Source organism: Catenulispora subtropica, assembly GCF_039531675.1.
GTDB lineage: Bacteria > Actinomycetota > Actinomycetes > Streptomycetales > Catenulisporaceae > Catenulispora > Catenulispora subtropica.
On sequence record NZ_BAAAQM010000104.1, the window covers coordinates 1 to 15146 of the forward strand.

At 73.6% G+C, this 15146-nt stretch carries 16 protein-coding genes and 1 pseudogene; 5 read left to right on the plus strand and 12 right to left on the minus strand.

Annotation, left to right across the window (positions count from 1 at the left end):
- Positions 1-40 precede the first annotated feature (40 nt).
- The 8 genes from ABD466_RS43655 to ABD466_RS43690 form a co-directional block, all read right to left on the minus strand.
- The gene (locus tag ABD466_RS43655) at positions 41-1099 is read right to left on the minus strand and encodes a substrate-binding domain-containing protein (RefSeq protein WP_344663217.1); all 1059 of its coding nucleotides are present in this window, start codon (positions 1097-1099) and stop codon (positions 41-43) included.
- A gap of 28 nt (positions 1100-1127) precedes the next feature.
- Positions 1128-3005: a 3D-(3,5/4)-trihydroxycyclohexane-1,2-dione acylhydrolase (decyclizing) gene (gene iolD, locus ABD466_RS43660; RefSeq protein ID WP_344663218.1), complete on the minus strand. Its 1878-nt coding sequence runs from the start codon at positions 3003-3005 to the stop codon at positions 1128-1130.
- Positions 3002-3898, minus strand: coding sequence for a Cgl0159 family (beta/alpha)8-fold protein (locus tag ABD466_RS43665; protein WP_344663219.1), 897 nt, complete (start codon positions 3896-3898; stop codon positions 3002-3004). Before ABD466_RS43665 ends, iolD begins: the two co-directional genes overlap by 4 nt.
- Positions 3891-4100 (minus strand): hypothetical protein, encoded by a 210-nt coding sequence (locus ABD466_RS43670; RefSeq protein ID WP_344663220.1) that lies wholly within the window; start codon positions 4098-4100, stop codon positions 3891-3893. The genes ABD466_RS43665 and ABD466_RS43670 overlap by 8 nt, the downstream gene beginning before the upstream one ends.
- Positions 4093-5037, minus strand: coding sequence for a 5-dehydro-2-deoxygluconokinase (gene iolC / locus ABD466_RS43675; RefSeq protein WP_344663221.1), 945 nt, complete (start codon positions 5035-5037; stop codon positions 4093-4095). Before iolC ends, ABD466_RS43670 begins: the two co-directional genes overlap by 8 nt.
- Positions 5034-5915 (minus strand): sugar phosphate isomerase/epimerase family protein, encoded by an 882-nt coding sequence (locus ABD466_RS43680; protein WP_344663222.1) that lies wholly within the window; start codon positions 5913-5915, stop codon positions 5034-5036. The genes iolC and ABD466_RS43680 overlap by 4 nt, the downstream gene beginning before the upstream one ends.
- On the minus strand, positions 5912-6916 hold the full coding sequence (locus tag ABD466_RS43685; RefSeq protein WP_344663223.1) for a Gfo/Idh/MocA family protein: 1005 nt from the start codon (positions 6914-6916) through the stop codon (positions 5912-5914). Before ABD466_RS43685 ends, ABD466_RS43680 begins: the two co-directional genes overlap by 4 nt.
- 140 nt (positions 6917-7056) lie before the next feature.
- Positions 7057-8316, minus strand: coding sequence for a cytochrome P450 family protein (locus ABD466_RS43690; RefSeq protein WP_344663224.1), 1260 nt, complete (start codon positions 8314-8316; stop codon positions 7057-7059).
- A gap of 68 nt (positions 8317-8384) precedes the next feature.
- Between ABD466_RS43690 and mug the strand changes: the two genes are divergently transcribed.
- The 4 genes from mug (at position 8385) to ABD466_RS43710 (ending at position 10823) form a co-directional block, all read left to right on the plus strand.
- Complete coding sequence (gene mug / locus ABD466_RS43695; RefSeq protein ID WP_344663225.1) at positions 8385-8912, plus strand: G/U mismatch-specific DNA glycosylase; 528 nt, start codon at positions 8385-8387, stop codon at positions 8910-8912.
- A gap of 10 nt (positions 8913-8922) precedes the next feature.
- Entirely contained in the window at positions 8923-9387 is a 465-nt protein-coding gene (gene paaI, locus ABD466_RS43700; RefSeq protein ID WP_344663226.1) for a hydroxyphenylacetyl-CoA thioesterase PaaI, read from the plus strand.
- 71 nt (positions 9388-9458) lie between these two features.
- A complete protein-coding gene (locus ABD466_RS43705; RefSeq protein WP_344663227.1) occupies positions 9459-9704 on the plus strand; it encodes a hypothetical protein in 246 nt (81 codons plus the stop codon).
- Between the two features lie 45 nt (positions 9705-9749).
- Positions 9750-10823, plus strand: coding sequence for an N-acetylglucosamine kinase (locus ABD466_RS43710; RefSeq protein WP_344663228.1), 1074 nt, complete (start codon positions 9750-9752; stop codon positions 10821-10823).
- Here the strand turns inward: ABD466_RS43710 and ABD466_RS43715 are convergent.
- From ABD466_RS43715 to ABD466_RS43730, 4 genes are all read right to left on the minus strand, one after another.
- On the minus strand, positions 10786-12132 hold the full coding sequence (locus ABD466_RS43715) for an MFS transporter (protein WP_425558881.1): 1347 nt from the start codon (positions 12130-12132) through the stop codon (positions 10786-10788). The genes ABD466_RS43710 and ABD466_RS43715 overlap by 38 nt on opposite strands.
- A gap of 192 nt (positions 12133-12324) precedes the next feature.
- Positions 12325-12726 (minus strand): ArsR/SmtB family transcription factor, encoded by a 402-nt coding sequence (locus ABD466_RS43720; protein WP_344663232.1) that lies wholly within the window; start codon positions 12724-12726, stop codon positions 12325-12327.
- A gap of 221 nt (positions 12727-12947) precedes the next feature.
- Positions 12948-13388 (minus strand): SRPBCC domain-containing protein, encoded by a 441-nt coding sequence (locus tag ABD466_RS43725; RefSeq protein WP_344663230.1) that lies wholly within the window; start codon positions 13386-13388, stop codon positions 12948-12950.
- A gap of 118 nt (positions 13389-13506) precedes the next feature.
- The gene (locus ABD466_RS43730) at positions 13507-14484 is read right to left on the minus strand and encodes a tellurite resistance/C4-dicarboxylate transporter family protein (RefSeq protein ID WP_344663231.1); all 978 of its coding nucleotides are present in this window, start codon (positions 14482-14484) and stop codon (positions 13507-13509) included.
- A 129-nt stretch (positions 14485-14613) separates the two neighbouring features.
- On the opposite strand from ABD466_RS43730, the pseudogene ABD466_RS43735 reads away from it, so the two are divergent.
- Positions 14614-15146 (plus strand): annotated as a pseudogene (locus ABD466_RS43735) (nitrate reductase subunit alpha); the annotation flags it as partial.

Consider the following 15146-nt stretch of genomic DNA (forward strand, 5'->3'; position numbering starts at 1 on the left):
GCCGCGTCGGGCCGGGCCACCGCGATGTCTTCCGCCGTCATCAGTCGTCCCCGGCGGCGATCGCGGCCGCCACCGACTTGATGTTCGAGCTGTCGACGAGCTTCGGGCCGCTGGCGACGGTGGTGCCGCCGCCGACGGCGTTGCCCTCGTGCTTGTTGTAGAGGTAGAGGAACTGCACCGGCAGGTAACCCTGCAGGTACTGCTGCTGGTCCACCGCGAAGTCCATGGTGGGCGGCGAGGCCTGCAGGTCGTTCTGCACGTCCTGGGACAGGTCGAAGGTGGCGATCTTGACGTTCGCCGGCTTGGCCACCACCAGCGCCTGCCCGACCGCGTTGTTCAGCGTCATCACGGCGTTGATCCCGGGGTGCGCCTGCAGATAGGCGGTGACCTGGCCGATCGCCTGCTGCGGGTTGGAGGCGGCGTTGGGCGTGGACAGGATCAGCTCGGTGCACGCCGGGCCCGCGGCCGGCGCGTCGCCGGTGCCGCACTTGTCGCCGACGCCCAGCCCCTGCGCGATGCCGTCGCAGCGGTCCAGCAGGTTCTGGCCCGACTGGTGGATGACGCAGAGCACGTTGGTCGCGTTCCCCTTGGCGAACCGCTGCCCCGCCTGCTTGCCGGCCAGCTGCTCGGGCTGGCCGACGCAGGTGAGGGCCTTGGACGCGGCGATGTCGGCGTCGGTGCAGCCGGCGTTGACCAGCACCACCGGGATCCCCGCGTCGGCGGCCGCGGCCAGCGTCGCGTTCATCACCGACGGCGCGTGGTCGGAGACGACGATCCCGTTGACCTTGGCGTTGACGGCGTTCTGGATCTGCGCGTTCTCCGCCGCGTCGTCCGGCTCGGCCTGGCCCTGCTGCTGCGAGCCGTAGGTCTCGGACAGCTTGCAGCCGGTGTCCTTGGCGGCGTCCTTGGCGCCCTTGTAGACGACGCTCCAGAAGTTGCCGTTGTCGCCGTGGGTGATCAGGGCGAAGGTGTAGGGGCAGGAGCCCCCGGCGGCGGAGTTCTTCGGGGAAGAACTCGACGAGCAGCCGGCGATCAGGAGCGCGGTCGCCAACAGTGCCGTGAGCAGCCGGTCGAGGGAATAACGCGTTCTCGGTGCCATACGTGCCTCCTCCACATCGGTAGTGGTGTTACAAGTACGGGCGTTGAGCTTTCTTCGCGTCTTCATACCCCGTTCGGGCCGCGCGAGTGGAAGGGATCTCCGAGACCTCCGCGACGGGCACGTCCCACCACGCGCCGCCGTCGGGCGCTTCGGCCAGCGGGTCGGTCTCGACGTGCACGACGGTGATCCGGTCGCCGGCCCGGGCACGCTGCAGCGCTGCTTCGAGCTCTTCGATGTCCTTGGCCCGCTCCACCCGCGCGCCCAGGCTCGCGGCGTTGGCGGCCAGGTCCACGGGCAGCGGGCCGCCGTCCAGCCGGCCCGAGGCGGACCGGAAGCGGTAGGCGGTCCCGAAGCGCTGCGCGCCCAGGGACTCGGACAGCCGGCCGATCGAGGCGAAGCCGCCGTTGTCGACCAGCACCACGATCAGCTTCACGTGCTCGGCGACCGCGGTCACGATCTCCTGCGCCAGCATCAGGTAGGAGCCGTCACCGACCAGGACGTAGACCTCGCGCTCGGGCGCGGCCAGCTTCACGCCGAGACCGCCGGCGATCTCGTAGCCCATGCAGGAGTAGCCGTACTCGACGTGGTACGTCTTCGGGTCGCCGCTGGAGCGCCACAGCCGGTGCAGGTCGCCGGGCATCGAGCCGGCGGCGCAGACCACGACGTCGGCCGGGCCCGCGGCGTCGTTGACCGCGGCGATCACCTCGATCTGCGACGGCAGCGGGGCGTTGCGGAAGCTGTAGGCCGCGGCGACGTGGTTCTGCCACGTCTCCCGGGCCGCGGCCGTGGCGACGCGGTGGTCGGGGGTGACGGTCCAGCCGGCCAGGGCCGCCGTCAGGTCGTCGAGCGCCGAGCGGGCGTCGGCGACCACCGCGACCCCGGCGTGCTTCGCCGCGTCGAAGGCCGCGATGTTGACGGTGACGAAGCCGACGTCCGGATCCCGGAAGGCGGTGTGGGACGCGGTGGTGAAGTCCGACCAGCGGGTGCCGACGCCGATCACGAGGTCCGCCCGCGCCGCGATGGCGTTCGCGGCCGAGGTGCCGGTGGCCCCGACCGCGCCCAGCGACAGCGGGTGGTAGTGCGGCAGGACGCCTTTGCCGGCCTGGGTTTCGGCCACCGGGATGCCGGTGGATTCGGCGAAGGTGCGCAGGGCGTCGGCAGCCTGCGCGTAGACGACGCCGCCCCCGGCGACGATGAGGGGCCGCCGCGCCTCCCGGATCGCTCCGACCGCGCGTGACAGGGCACTGAGGTCGGCGCGGGGGCGCGGGATGTGCCAGACCCGGTGCCGGAACAGGTCTTCGGGCCACTCCCCCGCCTCGGCCTGCACGTCCTGCGGAAGCGCGAGCGTCACCGCGCCGGTCTCGGCCGGATCGGTCAGCACCCGCATGGCGGCCAGCAACGCGGACGGCAGCTGCTCGGGACGGTTCACGCGGTCGAAGTAGCGGCTGACCGGACGCAGCGTGTCGTTGACGGAGACGTCGAAGCTGCGGGGGTCTTCGAGCTCTTGCAACACGGGGTTGACGGGGCGGGTCGCGAAGACGTCGCCGGGCAGCAACAGCACCGGCAGCCGGTTGACCGTCGCCAGCGCCGCACCGGTGACGAGATTGGTCGCGCCGGGGCCGATCGAGGTGGTGCAGGCGTAGGTGGACAGACGGTCGCGCATGCGGGCGAAGCCGGCGGCGGTGTGGACCATCGCCTGCTCGTTGCGCGCCTGGCGGTAGGGCAGCAGCGCCGGGTCCTGGAGTTCGAGGCCGAGCAGGGCCTCGCCGAGGCCGGCGACGTTGCCGTGGCCGAAGATGCCGAACACCCCCTCGATGAGGCGGTGTTCGACGCCGTCGCGCTCGGAGTGCTGTGCGGCGAGGAAGCGGACGAGGGCCTGGGCGACGGTGAGGCGGCGGGTGATCATGCCCGCTCCCCCGCCTTCACCAGCGCGGTGGCGGTGTCGACGGCCGCGGCGACGTCGCCGTCCGGCGGGTAGAGCAGGGCCCTGCCGACCACCAGGCCGTAGACGCCTTCCAGCGCCAGGGCCTTCTCCCAGGCGGCGAAGGTCTCCTCCGGGGCGCCGTCGGGGTCGCCGCCGAGGAGCAGGACGGGCAGCGTGGTCGCGGTCAGGACGCGTTCCATCTCCTCCACGACCGGCAGCTTGAGCCAGGTGTAGGCGCTGGTGGCGCCCAGGCCGGCGGCGATGGCGCAGGCGCGGACGACCGCCGGCGGCGACAGGTCGTTGCGCAGGCGGCCGTTGTCGCGGTGGGCCATGAAGGGCTCGATCATCGCCACCCGCCGGCGGGCCGCCAGCTCGGTCACGGCGCGGCCGCAGGCCTCCAGCGTGGCGACGGTGTCCGCGTCGTCCAGGTCGATGCGCAGCAGCATCTTGCCGCCGTCCAGTCCGAACGCCGCTATGGTGGCGGCGTCGTAGGCGGTGAACCGGTCGTCGAGCTCCGACACCGACCCGGCCAGGCCGCCGCGGTTCATCGAGCCCAGCACCACCTTGCCGTCGAGCGCGCCGAGCAGCAGCAGGTCCTCCACGATGTCCGGCGTGGCCAGCACCCCGTCGACGCCGGGCCGCTCCAGGGCCACCACCAGCCGGTCCAGCAGCTCGCGCCGGTCGGCCATGGCCAGCGGATCGTCCCGCACGCCGAGCGCGCCGCGCGCCGGATGGTCCGCGGCCAGCAGCATGAGCCGCTCGCCGGTGTCCAGCAGCGAGCGCCGGACCCGCCGCCGGGAGGCCGCGGCGGCGATCGCCTCCGGCTCGTGGGCCCTGGTGCGGCGCAGCGTCCTGATATCCGCGACGTCAGGCATGGACGACCTCCGGGATCGGGTGCGCCGGGTCGGGGGGCGGCTGCGGCGGGCCGCCCCGGGAAATGGCCGGCCCGGCGCCACACCGCCGGGCCGGCTGCTTGTCGTTCCGGTCTTTCCTGCCCTCCCGGAAGCCGCTGAAGCCACCGAAGCAGCCGAAGCCGCTGAAGCCCTTGGAGCCGCTGGAGGGCGCCTCGTCACGCATCGGAGTCCTCCAGCGCGGAGAGCACCTCGGCGGTGGTCGGCATCGCGGTGGAGCACTCGATCCGGGCCGCCACCAGCGCCCCGGCCGCACTGGCGAAGCGCAGCGTCCGCTCCAGAGGCCAGCCTTCGAGCAGGGCGTGGCACAGCGCGCCCCCGAAGGCGTCCCCGGCGCCGAGGCCGTTGAGCGCCTTCACCGGATGGGGCGGGATCTCCAGGGTCGTCTCCGCGGTGCGGGCCAGGACCCCGTCCGGTCCGAGCTTCACCACCGCCAGGTCCGGGCCCAGCCCGAGCAGGGCCTCGGCGGCACGGTGCGGGTCGCGCTCGCCCACCGCGGTGAAGCATTCCTCGCGGTTGCCGACGGCGACCGTGACATGCGGCAGCGCCAGGCGCGCGGCGCGTCCGGCGGCGGTCTGCGTGTCCCAGAACTGCGGCCGGTAGTCGAGGTCGAGGACGGTGAGCGGGGCGCGGTCCCGGGCATGCCAGGCGGCGTGGTGCGCGGAGCGGCTCGGTTCGGCGGACAGGCCGGTGACGGTCGCCCAGAAGGCCCCGGCGCCGGCGACGGCCTCCAGGTCGAGCTCGTCCGGGGCGATCGTCAGGTCCGGCGCCTTGGGCCAGCGGTAGAAGTAGATCGGGAAGTCGTCCGGGGGGAACATCTCGCAGAACGTGACCGGCGTCGGCAGGCCCTCGACCTCGGCCAGGAACGCGTCGTCGACGCCGAACCCGCGCAGCGCGCGCCGGACGAAACGGCCGAACGGATCCCGGCCGACCCGGGTGACCACCGCGGTGCGCCGGCCGTGCCGGGCGGCGGCGACGGCGACGTTGGTGGCGCTGCCGCCGAGGAACTTGCCGAACGTCTCGACGTCCTCCAGGCCGACGCCGATCTGCAGCGGGTAGACGTCCACGCCGACGCGGCCCATGGTGACGACGTCATAGGTCATGCCAGGCTCTCCAGGTAGGCGACGCCGGCGCGCACCGCGGCCAGCGGGCCGGCCCCGTCGCCGGGCTCGGAGTCCAGGACGGTGTCCTGCTCCAGCACGTACCAGCCCTGATATCCGTTCCCCTCCAGGGCGCCCACGACGCCTGCGATGTCGGCGTCGCCGGTACCGAGCGGGGTGTACAGGCCGGCGCGGACGGCGTCGTGGTAGGTCAGGCCGCCGTCGCGGACGCGGGCGGCCAGGGCCGCGTCGACGTCCTTCAGGTGGGCGTGCATGATCCGCTCGGGTGCCTCGCGCGCGACCCGGGCCGGGTCGCCGCCGCCGGCCATCAGGTGGCCGGTGTCCAGGCACAGCGGCGTGACCGAGCGGTCGAGCAGCCGGTCGACGTCCTCGCCGGTCTCGATCATGGTGCCGACGTGCGGGTGCAGACAGGCGCGGATCCCGAGTTCGGCGGCGCGGCCGCGGAGCCGGTCCAGGTTCCAGAACAGGCGGCGCCAGCCGGAGTCGTCGAGGCCGGGGCGGGAGTCGTAGCCGTCCTGGCCGGTGGCGGCGGCGAGCACGAGGACGTCGGCGCCGGTGGTGGCGAACCCGTACAGGGCCTGCTTCACCGCGGGCCAGGGATCGTGGCCGGGTTCGTGCAGCACGGCCGGGACGAAGCCGCCGACCGCGGTGAGCCGGTGTTTGTTCAGCAGGGCGCGCCGTTTGCCCGCGTCGACCGGCAGGAAGCCGTCCGGGCCGAACTCGGTGGCCCTGAGCCCGGCGGCGCCCATCTCGCTCAGGACTCTGTCGGCGGCGAGCTGGTGTCCCCATCCCGGTACCTCGCACACGCCCCAGGAGATCGGGGCGCCGGCGAGCCTGCCGGTGAGCTGTCCGGCGGTCATGCCCGGACCTCCGCCAGGGACACCGGCCGGTTCTCGGCTCGGGACAGGTCGCAGGCCTCGGCGATGTAGAGCGCCTCGAGTGCGTCGCCGACGGAGCAGGGGTTCTCGGCGCGGCCCTCGGCGAAATCGACGAAGGCGCGCAGTTCCCTGACGTAGGCCTCGTGGAAGCGGCTCATGAAGCTGGAGTGCGCGGGGCCCTTCGGCCAGGTGCCGACGCCGTCGCCGACCGGCCGCAGCGGCAGTTGCCCGTCGAAGCCGGCGCCGAGGCTGCCCAGGGTTCCCTGGACCTCGAGGGTGACGGCGTAGCCGGCGCCGTGGTAGCGGGTGGCGGTGACGGTGGCCAGGGCGTCGTCGTCCAGCCGGAGCAGGGCGGCGGCGGTGTCGACGTCCCCGGCCTCGGCGAAGAAGGCGGCGCCGCGGGCCGATCCGGTGGCGTAGACCGACACCACCTCGCGGCCGGTGACCCAGCGGATGGCGTCGAAGTCGTGGACGCTGCAGTCTTTGAAGATGCCGCCGGAGGAGGCGATGTAGCCGGGCGGCGGGGGCGCCGGATCGCAGGTCTGGCCGCGCAGGGTGTGGATCCGGCCGAGCGCGCCGCCGGCCACCTCGGCGCGGGCGGCGGCGTAGCCGGCGTCGAAGCGGCGCTGGAAGCCGACCTGCACGCGGCCGCCGTTCTTGTCGACGCTCTTGACGATCTCCAGGGTGCGGGCGCTGGTCTCGGCGACCGGCTTCTCGCAGAACACCGGGGTGTCGGCCGCGACGCCGCGGTCGATGAGCTCGGCGTGGGTGCCGGTGGGGGTGGCGACGACCAGCCCGGAGAGTTCCTGGTCGAGCAGCGCGCCGACGTCCGGGGCCCACCGCGCGCCCAGCGACCCGGCCAGGGCCTCGGCCCGTCCGGCCTGGGCGTCGGCGACCACCACCTCGACGCCCGGCAGCCCGTTGAGGGTCGCGGCGTGGAAGGCTCCGATGCGTCCGACGCCTACCAGGCCCACCAGTGTCATGCCGGCCTCCGTCATCGCGGGTGAGGGTGGTGGCCACTGATCGGAGCTTCCTACCGCGGGGACGGCCGGTCAACCGAATGTGATGACATTTTAACATCCGGACGACTTGTCATCAGGGTCTTGATTCCGAGTCAGCCCCCTTACCCCACCGGCCGCTCGACATGCACCGGGAGGGCGGCGAGCCCCCGGAACAGGCGGCTGGGCTGCCAGCGCAGCTTCTCGACCGGCTCGGCCAGGGCGAGTCCGGGGCAGGCTCGCAGCAGTTCCTCGAAGGCCACGCGGGCCTCCAACCGGGCCAGCGGGGCGCCCAGGCAGTAGTGCAGGCCGTGGCCGAAGGTGAGGTGTCCGGCCTCGGTGCGGGAGGCGGCGGCGCGGCCGGGCACGTACGCGTCCGGGTCGCTGTACCGGCGCGGGTCGCGACTGACCACGCTGAAGTGCACCATCACCGGTTCGCCGGCGAGGACCCGCACGCCGCCGAGCTCGGTGTCCTCCAGCGGGTAGCGCAGGAACACCGCCTTGACCGGCGGGTCGAGCCGCAGGACCTCCTCGATGACCTCGGCCAGCGTCCCCGGGGCCGCTCGCAGGGCCCGCAGGCGCCCGGGTTCGGACAGCAGCAGGAGCGCGGCGTTGCCGATCAGGTTCAGGGTGGTGTCGTAACCGGCGCCGAGCAGCAGGAAGCACAGGGACACCAGCTCGCGCTCGTCGAGGCGGTCCTCCTGGTCGCGGGCGCGGATCAGGCCGTCGGTGAGCGTGCCCTCGTGGGCGACGTCCAGGGGCGCGTCGCCGAGGCCGGCGCGGCGCCGGGCGAGCAGGCCGGCGAGCAGGGCGCCGACCTTGCCGCCGGCCTCGGCCATCAGCTCGGCCTGGGTCTCGTCGGAGTGCAGGTAGAGGTCGGCCCAGCGGCGGAAGTCGGCGCGCTCCTCGGGTTCGATGCCGAGCAGCTCGGCGATCACGGTGATCGGCAGCGGGGCGGCGAAGGAGCCGATGAGGTCGACCTCGCCGTTCACCGGGAACCCGGCGATCAGGTCCCGGGCGATCCGGCGGATCCACGGTTCCAGCGCGGCGACCCGGCGCGGGGTGAAGGCCTGCTGGACCAGGCGGCGCAGACGGGTGTGGTCCGGAGGGTCGAGCCGCCCCATGTGCGACTGGAGCCCGCGCTGCATGGCCCCGGTCCAGAACACGGCGCGCGCCCCGGGACCGGAGTTGCGGATGCCGTCGTTGCTCATCCGTGGCGAGGACAGCACCTGGACCGCCTCGTCGTGGCCGACGACCAGCCAGACCGGCAGGCCGTCCAGGACGACCCGGACCACCGGTCCCTTCTCGCGCAGCGGGGCCAGGACCGCGTACGGGTCCCGGGTGTAGTCGGGGTCTGAGGTGTTCAACACTGGGAGGTCCGACATATTCAGGATTCTTACTCGTAGGGGGCGCGGAGTCACGGCGGCGGGCCGCGAGGGACTACAGTCGCGTCATGGCGGACAAGATCGACGACGTCATCGCCCCGGACCTGGCGGTGCTGTTCTGCGGCATCAACCCCGGCCTGATGTCGGCCGCGACCGGGTTCCACTTCGCCCGCCCGGGCAACCGGTTCTGGCCTGCGCTGCACCGCTCGGGGTTCACCCCGCGGCAGCTGCTGCCGACGGAGCAGCAGGAGCTGCTGGGCTTCGGGCTCGGGATCACGAACGTGGTGGCGCGGGCGACGGCCGGGGCGGCCGAGCTGCGCGCCGAGGAGTACCGGGCCGGCGGGGTGATCCTGCGCGCGAAGGTCGCCGAGTTCCGGCCGCGGTGGCTGGCGGTGGTGGGGATCGGCGCGTACCGGGTGGCGTTCGACGCGCCGAAGGCCGTGATGGGGCGGCAGGCGGACAGGCTCGGGGAGACGGGGTTGTGGGTGCTGCCGAATCCGAGCGGGCTGAACGCGCACTACACGGTGGACCGGCTTTCGGCGGCGTTCGCCGAGCTCCGGGAGGTCGCCGCGGGCGATCCTCGGGGCGGGTCGTAGGGTCGCCGGTATGCACAAGGAACACGACGAGCACGACGGCATCGCGGCGGGCCTGGCGGCGGCCCGAGGGATGTTCGACTCCGACAAGGCCTCGGCCGGGCTGGGCATCGAGCTGGTCGAGCTGGCGCCGGGGCGGGCCGTGGCGCGGATGCGGGTGACGGCCTCCATGCTGAACGGCCACGCCATCGGGCACGGCGGGTACGTGTTCCTGCTCGCGGACACCGCCTTCGCGCTGGCGTGCAACAGCCACGGACCGGCGACGGTGGCCGCCGGCGGCGACATCAGCTTCCTGGCGCCGGTGGCGGAGGGGGACGTGCTGACCGCGCGCGCCGAGGAGCGGGTGCTCCAGGGGCGGAGCGGGATCTACGACGTGACGGTGACGCGCGGCGGGGAGGAATACTCCGAAAGTGCGGCAACCCGGCCGGAAATCGTCGCCGAGTTCCGCGGGCGTAGCCGAACCGTCGCCCGGCGTTGACTTTTGACGGCATGTCAGCAAGATGTCTGTAACCCGGATCACAGGGGGCTGCATCTTCAGGAGGCACTGTCATGTCCGTGGCCGACCGCGACCGGTTGGTCTTCGAGGAATACGCCTACCTCAGCCGGCACCTTTCGGGTGTCTGGCGCCGGGAGCGGGCTCGCTGCCTGGCCGGCCGGTGGGGGTGGTGCGTGCTCACCGGGTTCGCCCGCGCCGGGCTGGCGATGGTCGGGGTCAGCCCGTACGAGGTGGACGGCAAGCCCTCGCCGGCGGCCCGCCTGGGCGGCGCCCCCCACGCCGACGAGGGTGATCGGTAGCAGTCGCGCTTCGAGGGTGATCGTCCTCGTAATAAGGTGCCCGCCATGGCTCCCCTCTCCGCACTGCGCGGCACCGACCTGCTGATAGCGGTCGACGGCGGCAACAGCAAGACCGACGTCCGGCTGGTCCGTCTGGACGGTTCCGAGGTGCGGCGGGCGGTCGGCGGCCCGTTCCGCCCGCAGGCGCTGGGGGTGCCGGCGGCGATGGCCGTGCTGGCCGGTCTGGTGCGGGAGCTGCTGGCGCCGGGCGACGTGACCGGTCCGGTGCGCGGGATGGCGGCGTTCCTGGCCGGCGCCGACCTCCCGGAGGAGATCGAGACGCTGCGCACGGAGATCGAGGCGCGCGGATGGGCCGAGGAGGTCTACGTCGCCAACGACACCTTCGCCGTGCTGTACGCGGGGGCGACGGGTGGGGGCTTCGCCCGCTACGAGGGCGTCGCGGTGGTCTGCGGCACCGGTGTCAACTGCGTGGCGGTGGCGGCGGACGGGCGGCTGGCCACGTACCCGGCCCTCGGCGCGGAGTCCGGCGACTGGGGCGGCGGGGGCGACCTGGGCCGGGCGGCGCTGTGGTGGGCGGTGCGGGCCGAGGACGGCCGGGGCCCGGCGACCGCGCTGGTGGCGGCGGTCACCGGGCACTTCGGGCGGCCCAGCGTGCTGGACGTGGTGCTGGCCATGCACCGGGGCGAGGAGTCGGACCGGCGCGCGGCCGAGCTGTCCCCGGCGGTGTTCGCCGCCGCCGAGGCCGGGGACGAGGTGGCCGGGCTGCTGATCGACGTGCTCGGCGACGAGATCGCCGGGATGGCCGCGGCCGCCGCGCGCCGTCTGGGGCTGGAGTCGCCGCCGGTGCTGCTCGGCGGGTCGGTGGCCGCGGCCGGGCACGCCAGGCTGCTGACCCGGGTGCGGGAGCGGGCACCGGGGCCGGTGACGGTGGTCTCCGAACCGCCGGCGGTGGGGGCGGTGCGCTATGCGGCGGGCCGGTGGGGGCGGGCTGCTGCTCGGCGCGCCGCCGCTCCGCGTTCCGTCGCGGATCCGGAGCCGGATCCGGGGGATCGCGCCGTCGACAGCGGCGCGATCCCCCGGATCATGACAGGGTCGCAGGCTGAGCTGAAGTCTTCGTGAAGACCGGGGCCGGGCCGGCGGCGGGATCCGGGGCCGCCGGAGTACGAGGCCTGAGACCCACCCAGACCAGCGCCGCCCCCGCGAGCGTCACCACGACGTCGACGGCCAGCGCGAGGTGCGTCCCGGCCGTCTCCCCGCCGCGGGTGGCCGCCACCGCGCTGAGGATCGGGATGCCGGAGGTGATCGCGACCTGCTGCGTCATCAGCGTCAGGCCGGTGGCCAGGCCCTGCTCGCCGTCCGGCAGGCCGGACGTGCCGGTGACGGTGTAGGCGACGATCGCGGTGACGTGGCCGAAGAAGCCCACGAACAGCGCCGGGATCAGGACCGCGAGCGCCCACCGTCCGGAGCCGGTGAGCAGCAGCGGCAGCGTCGCCAGGCCCTGCACCGCGAGCCCCGCGGTCAGCACCCGGCGCGCCCCGTGCCGCCCGATGAAGCGCCCGGCCACCACTCCCGCACCGATCGCGGCCAGCCCCGGCACCCCGAAGACGAAGCCGGTCGCGAGCGGGGACAGGTGCAGCGTGCCCTGCAGGTAGAGGGTCATCAGGAAGATCATGGCCGGCTCCATCGTGAAGGCCACGAAGCCGCCCGCGTTGCCCCACCGCACGGTCGGCCGCCGCAGCACCGGAATCGGCACGAGCGGCGCGTCGGCCCGGCGCTCGATGCCGAAGAAGGCGACGAGCAGGATGACCGCCGCCGCCCCGGCCGGCCAGTCCTTCTCGATGATGGAGTAGGTTCCGGCCAGCAGCCCGCCGGTGACCGTCACCGCACCGGGCAGGTCGAGCCGGACGCGCTCACTGCGCTCCCCCTCGACGAGCAGCGCGGGCGCCACCGCGAGGATGACGACGGCGACGGGAACGTTGATGAAGAACGCGGCCCGCCAGCTCAGCAGGCTGACCAGGCTCCCGCCGACCATCGCGCCCACGGTGAAGCCGCCGGACAGCAGCGCACCGTTGAGCCCGAGCGCCCGATCCCGGGCGGCCCCCTCGGCGAAGGTGCTGGTGAGGAGCGAGAGCGCGGCGGGCGTGGCCATCGCGGTGGCGAAGCCCTGGAGGACCCGCGCGGTGAGCAGCGGACCGGGCCCGGAGGAGAAGCCGCCGAGCAGACTGGCCGCGATCAGCAGCGCGACGCCCCCGAGGAAGAGCCGGCGGCGTCCCACGAGGTCGCCGAGCCGCCCGAAGACGAGCGTGAACCCGGCGGCCGGCAGCATGTAGGCGGTGGTGATCCACGGGAGGGCCGCACGGCCGAGGCCGACACCGTCGCCGATGTCGGGGAACGCGACGTTGAGGATCGAGAAGTCGACGGCGAGCATGAACCCGGCGCCGAGCAGGACGAGGAGGACCAGACGCTCGCGGCCGGTGAAGCGGACGCGGGCAGGGGGTATCGCGGACACGGTGCAGCTCCGTTTCAAGACATGGGGGTGCGGCGCAGGGCCGCATGGGCCCTGACCGTGAGCGGCAGGGCCCTGAGTGTTCGGCGGGCGACCTCTGAGCGGCGGGCCTCGTCAGCGCGAAGGCTTGGCCGCGTCGGCCGCGTCGGCCGTCTCAGCCGCCTCAGCCGCCTCCGCGATCGCCTTGATCCGGGCGAGTCGGCGGTCCCAGTCAGCGGCGAGGGTCGCCATCCACCGTGCCGTCGCGTCGAGTGCGGCGGAACGGACTTCGTAGCGGACCTCGCGCCCGGCGCGGCGTCCGGTGACCAGCCCGGCGGCGTCGAGTACCGCCAGATGCTTCACCACGGCCTGGCGGGTGACCGGCAGCTCGCCGGCCAGGTCGGTGGCGGAGGCGGCGCCGCGGGCGGCGAGGAGGTCCAGCAGACGGCGGCGGGTCGGGTCGGCGAGCGCGGCGAGGACGTCGTCGACCGGTTCGGCCGTGATGCCGCCGGCCGCCGTGCCGCCCGTGCTCGCCATGACGTTCACGCTACCCGGGCCCGCCGCGCCCGCGGAAACCCCGGTGGCGCGCAGTGGCCGCGCGCCCCCGGGATCGACCCGCGCCCGGCCGCCGCGCGGCGCGCCCCGTGCACGCGCCACGCCGGCGGCACCGGCCGTACCGGCGGCGCCGGCCGGGCCGTCCGGGCCCTCGGTGCCGTCCGGCGGCCCGGCAGCGAGCGGGCCCTCCTCCGCCTCTTCCGTCACGCCGCCTCTTCGGCGCGCTTCTTGAACGCGTCCATGACCTGCTCCCAGCCGCCCGTGTTGTCCTTCAGCGCGCCGCGGCGCTGCTCGTCGGGGGCGTCCAGGGACGCGAAGCCGCTCTCGACGACGCGCAGGCGGGTGCCGTCGGCTTCGGGGGTGAGGGTGAACTCGATCAGGGTCGTGATGCCCTCGCGCAGTTCCTGGCCGCTGAAGGCGCTGGCCCAGCGGTAGGACACATAGCTCTTGGGGTCGATCTTCTCGACCTGGACCGGGAAGTCGCCGTACTCGTCGTGGTGGGCGACGATGGTCTCGCCGGGGACGGCGGTGACGCCGGTGGGGGCGACCCAGAAGCCGGGTTCGGTCACCAGGGACCAGACGCGGTCCTGGGAGGCGGCGATCAGGGTCTCGCGCTCGATGCGGTCCTGCATGTCCGTGGTCATGGGAGTGCTCCTCGTTTCGGGAGTGCCGGTTCTCGGTTCTCGGTTCTGAGCTGTCGCTCTCATCGTGCAACTCCAGGGTTGCACATCGACCCATCACGCGCAACCCGCGAGTTGCACATCAGGAGACCCGCTGCCGCGCCCGCTGCTCCGGCCGGTCCCCCGCCACCGCCCGCCCCCACGCCGCGACCAGGCCGCACCCCGTCGCGAACCACACCGCGAACGCCACCCACATCAGCACCCTCCCCAACGGGCCGAGCCAGCCCACCCCCGCCGCCACCGACGTCGACAGGCACGCCGCCGCCGACATCCCCATCGGGAACACCGTCGCCCACCGCCGGATGTCGTATCCGGGCCGCGGCCACCGCAGCTCCGCCCACACCATCACCGCGTACCAGGCCAGCGCGAAGAACAGCACCACGAACGTCAGCCACCGCAGCATCGCGTGCATGGCGCCGGTCCACGGAGCGAACCCCGTCAGCTTCGACGCCGCCAGCGCCGAGATCGCCAGCGCCCCGCCGGCCACCCACTGGTCCCCCATGCCGGTCCGGATCTGCCGCAAGTCGAACCGGTACAGCGCCTGCAGGTACAGCGCCAGACCCAGCACGAGCAGCAGGAACGCCACCATCGCCAGCCAACTCTGCTTCCACAGCCCCGCCAGCGTCGCCGCCAGCACCGCGAGCCCCTGCGTCGCCACCGTCACCAGGAACACCGCGCCCGGCATCCCCCGCCGCCAGTGCCGCATCACCGCGACCAGCAGTACGGGCCACACCACCGCGGCGATGACCAGCAGCGCCACCGCGACCTGCTTCCAGCCGAACAGGGCCAGGCGCGTCCCCAGCACGCACGTGCCCGCGATCCCGGTGAGCGCCGGCGGCGTCGAGGCCTCGGTCATCCACTGCGACCGCCGGCGCAGGAACCGGTATGCGAACACCGCCACGAACGCCAGCCACACCGCGGCCGCCAGCACCATCAGCACCTGGGACAGGAACTCGAACCCGGCCAGGTGCAGGCTCACCGACTCGATCCCGGTGGCCATGACGATCCCGCCGCCGGCCGGCGGCAGCCCGGCCCAGAACCCGGCGATCCGTGTGTGCACGCCGGTCCCCTGCCCACGCCGCCCCATCAGGGCCCGCTCACTGGTCCGGACAGGTGACCGGCCGGTTCGCGGGCCACGTACGGGTCACCACCAGAAGGGGATGCTGTCAATGTATGAAGGTAGGGCCCGGTGACGCGCGACGCATCGAAGGAGCCAGACGCGCTCCTGCTGGAGACCGGCAAGTTCCTGCGCCGTGGGCAGACCGCTCCCGACCTGCACAGCGTCCGCTATACCGGCGGCCGCGAAGGCGACGTCTTCTACCGCGACCGCTGGAGCCACGACAAGATCGTGCACTCCACCCACGGCGTGAACTGCACCGGCTCCTGCCGCTGGAAGGTCTACGTCAAGGACGGCATCATCACCTGGGAGAACCAGGCCACGGACTATCCGTCCGTCGGCCCCGACCGCCCCGAGTACGAACCCCGTGGCTGCCCCCGCGGAGCTTCCTTCTCCTGGTACACCTACTCCCCTTCACGGGTGCGCTATCCCTACATCCGAGGCGTGCTGCTGGAGGAGTACCGCAAGGCCAAGGCCGAGGTCGGCGGCGACCCGGTCCTGGCCTGGGCCGACGTCGTGAACGACCCGGAGCGGCGCCGGTCGTACCAGAGCGCCCGGGGCAAGGGCGGCCTGGTCCGCGCCTCCTGGGACGAGGCCGTGGAGAT

Coding starts and splice junctions, on each gene's coding strand:
- ABD466_RS43655 (WP_344663217.1), bottom strand. CDS start 1,099: ATGGCACCGAGAACGCGTTATTCCCTCGACCGGCTGCTCACGGCACTG.
- iolD (WP_344663218.1), bottom strand. CDS start 3,005: ATGATCACCCGCCGCCTCACCGTCGCCCAGGCCCTCGTCCGCTTCCTC.
- ABD466_RS43665 (WP_344663219.1), bottom strand. CDS start 3,898: ATGCCTGACGTCGCGGATATCAGGACGCTGCGCCGCACCAGGGCCCAC.
- ABD466_RS43670 (WP_344663220.1), bottom strand. CDS start 4,100: ATGCGTGACGAGGCGCCCTCCAGCGGCTCCAAGGGCTTCAGCGGCTTC.
- iolC (WP_344663221.1), bottom strand. CDS start 5,037: ATGACCTATGACGTCGTCACCATGGGCCGCGTCGGCGTGGACGTCTAC.
- ABD466_RS43680 (WP_344663222.1), bottom strand. CDS start 5,915: ATGACCGCCGGACAGCTCACCGGCAGGCTCGCCGGCGCCCCGATCTCC.
- ABD466_RS43685 (WP_344663223.1), bottom strand. CDS start 6,916: ATGACACTGGTGGGCCTGGTAGGCGTCGGACGCATCGGAGCCTTCCAC.
- ABD466_RS43690 (WP_344663224.1), bottom strand. CDS start 8,316: ATGTCGGACCTCCCAGTGTTGAACACCTCAGACCCCGACTACACCCGG.
- mug (WP_344663225.1), top strand. CDS start 8,385: ATGGCGGACAAGATCGACGACGTCATCGCCCCGGACCTGGCGGTGCTG.
- paaI (WP_344663226.1), top strand. CDS start 8,923: ATGCACAAGGAACACGACGAGCACGACGGCATCGCGGCGGGCCTGGCG.
- ABD466_RS43705 (WP_344663227.1), top strand. CDS start 9,459: ATGTCCGTGGCCGACCGCGACCGGTTGGTCTTCGAGGAATACGCCTAC.
- ABD466_RS43710 (WP_344663228.1), top strand. CDS start 9,750: ATGGCTCCCCTCTCCGCACTGCGCGGCACCGACCTGCTGATAGCGGTC.
- ABD466_RS43715 (WP_425558881.1), bottom strand. CDS start 12,132: ATGCTCGCCGTCGACTTCTCGATCCTCAACGTCGCGTTCCCCGACATC.
- ABD466_RS43720 (WP_344663232.1), bottom strand. CDS start 12,726: ATGGCGAGCACGGGCGGCACGGCGGCCGGCGGCATCACGGCCGAACCG.
- ABD466_RS43725 (WP_344663230.1), bottom strand. CDS start 13,388: ATGACCACGGACATGCAGGACCGCATCGAGCGCGAGACCCTGATCGCC.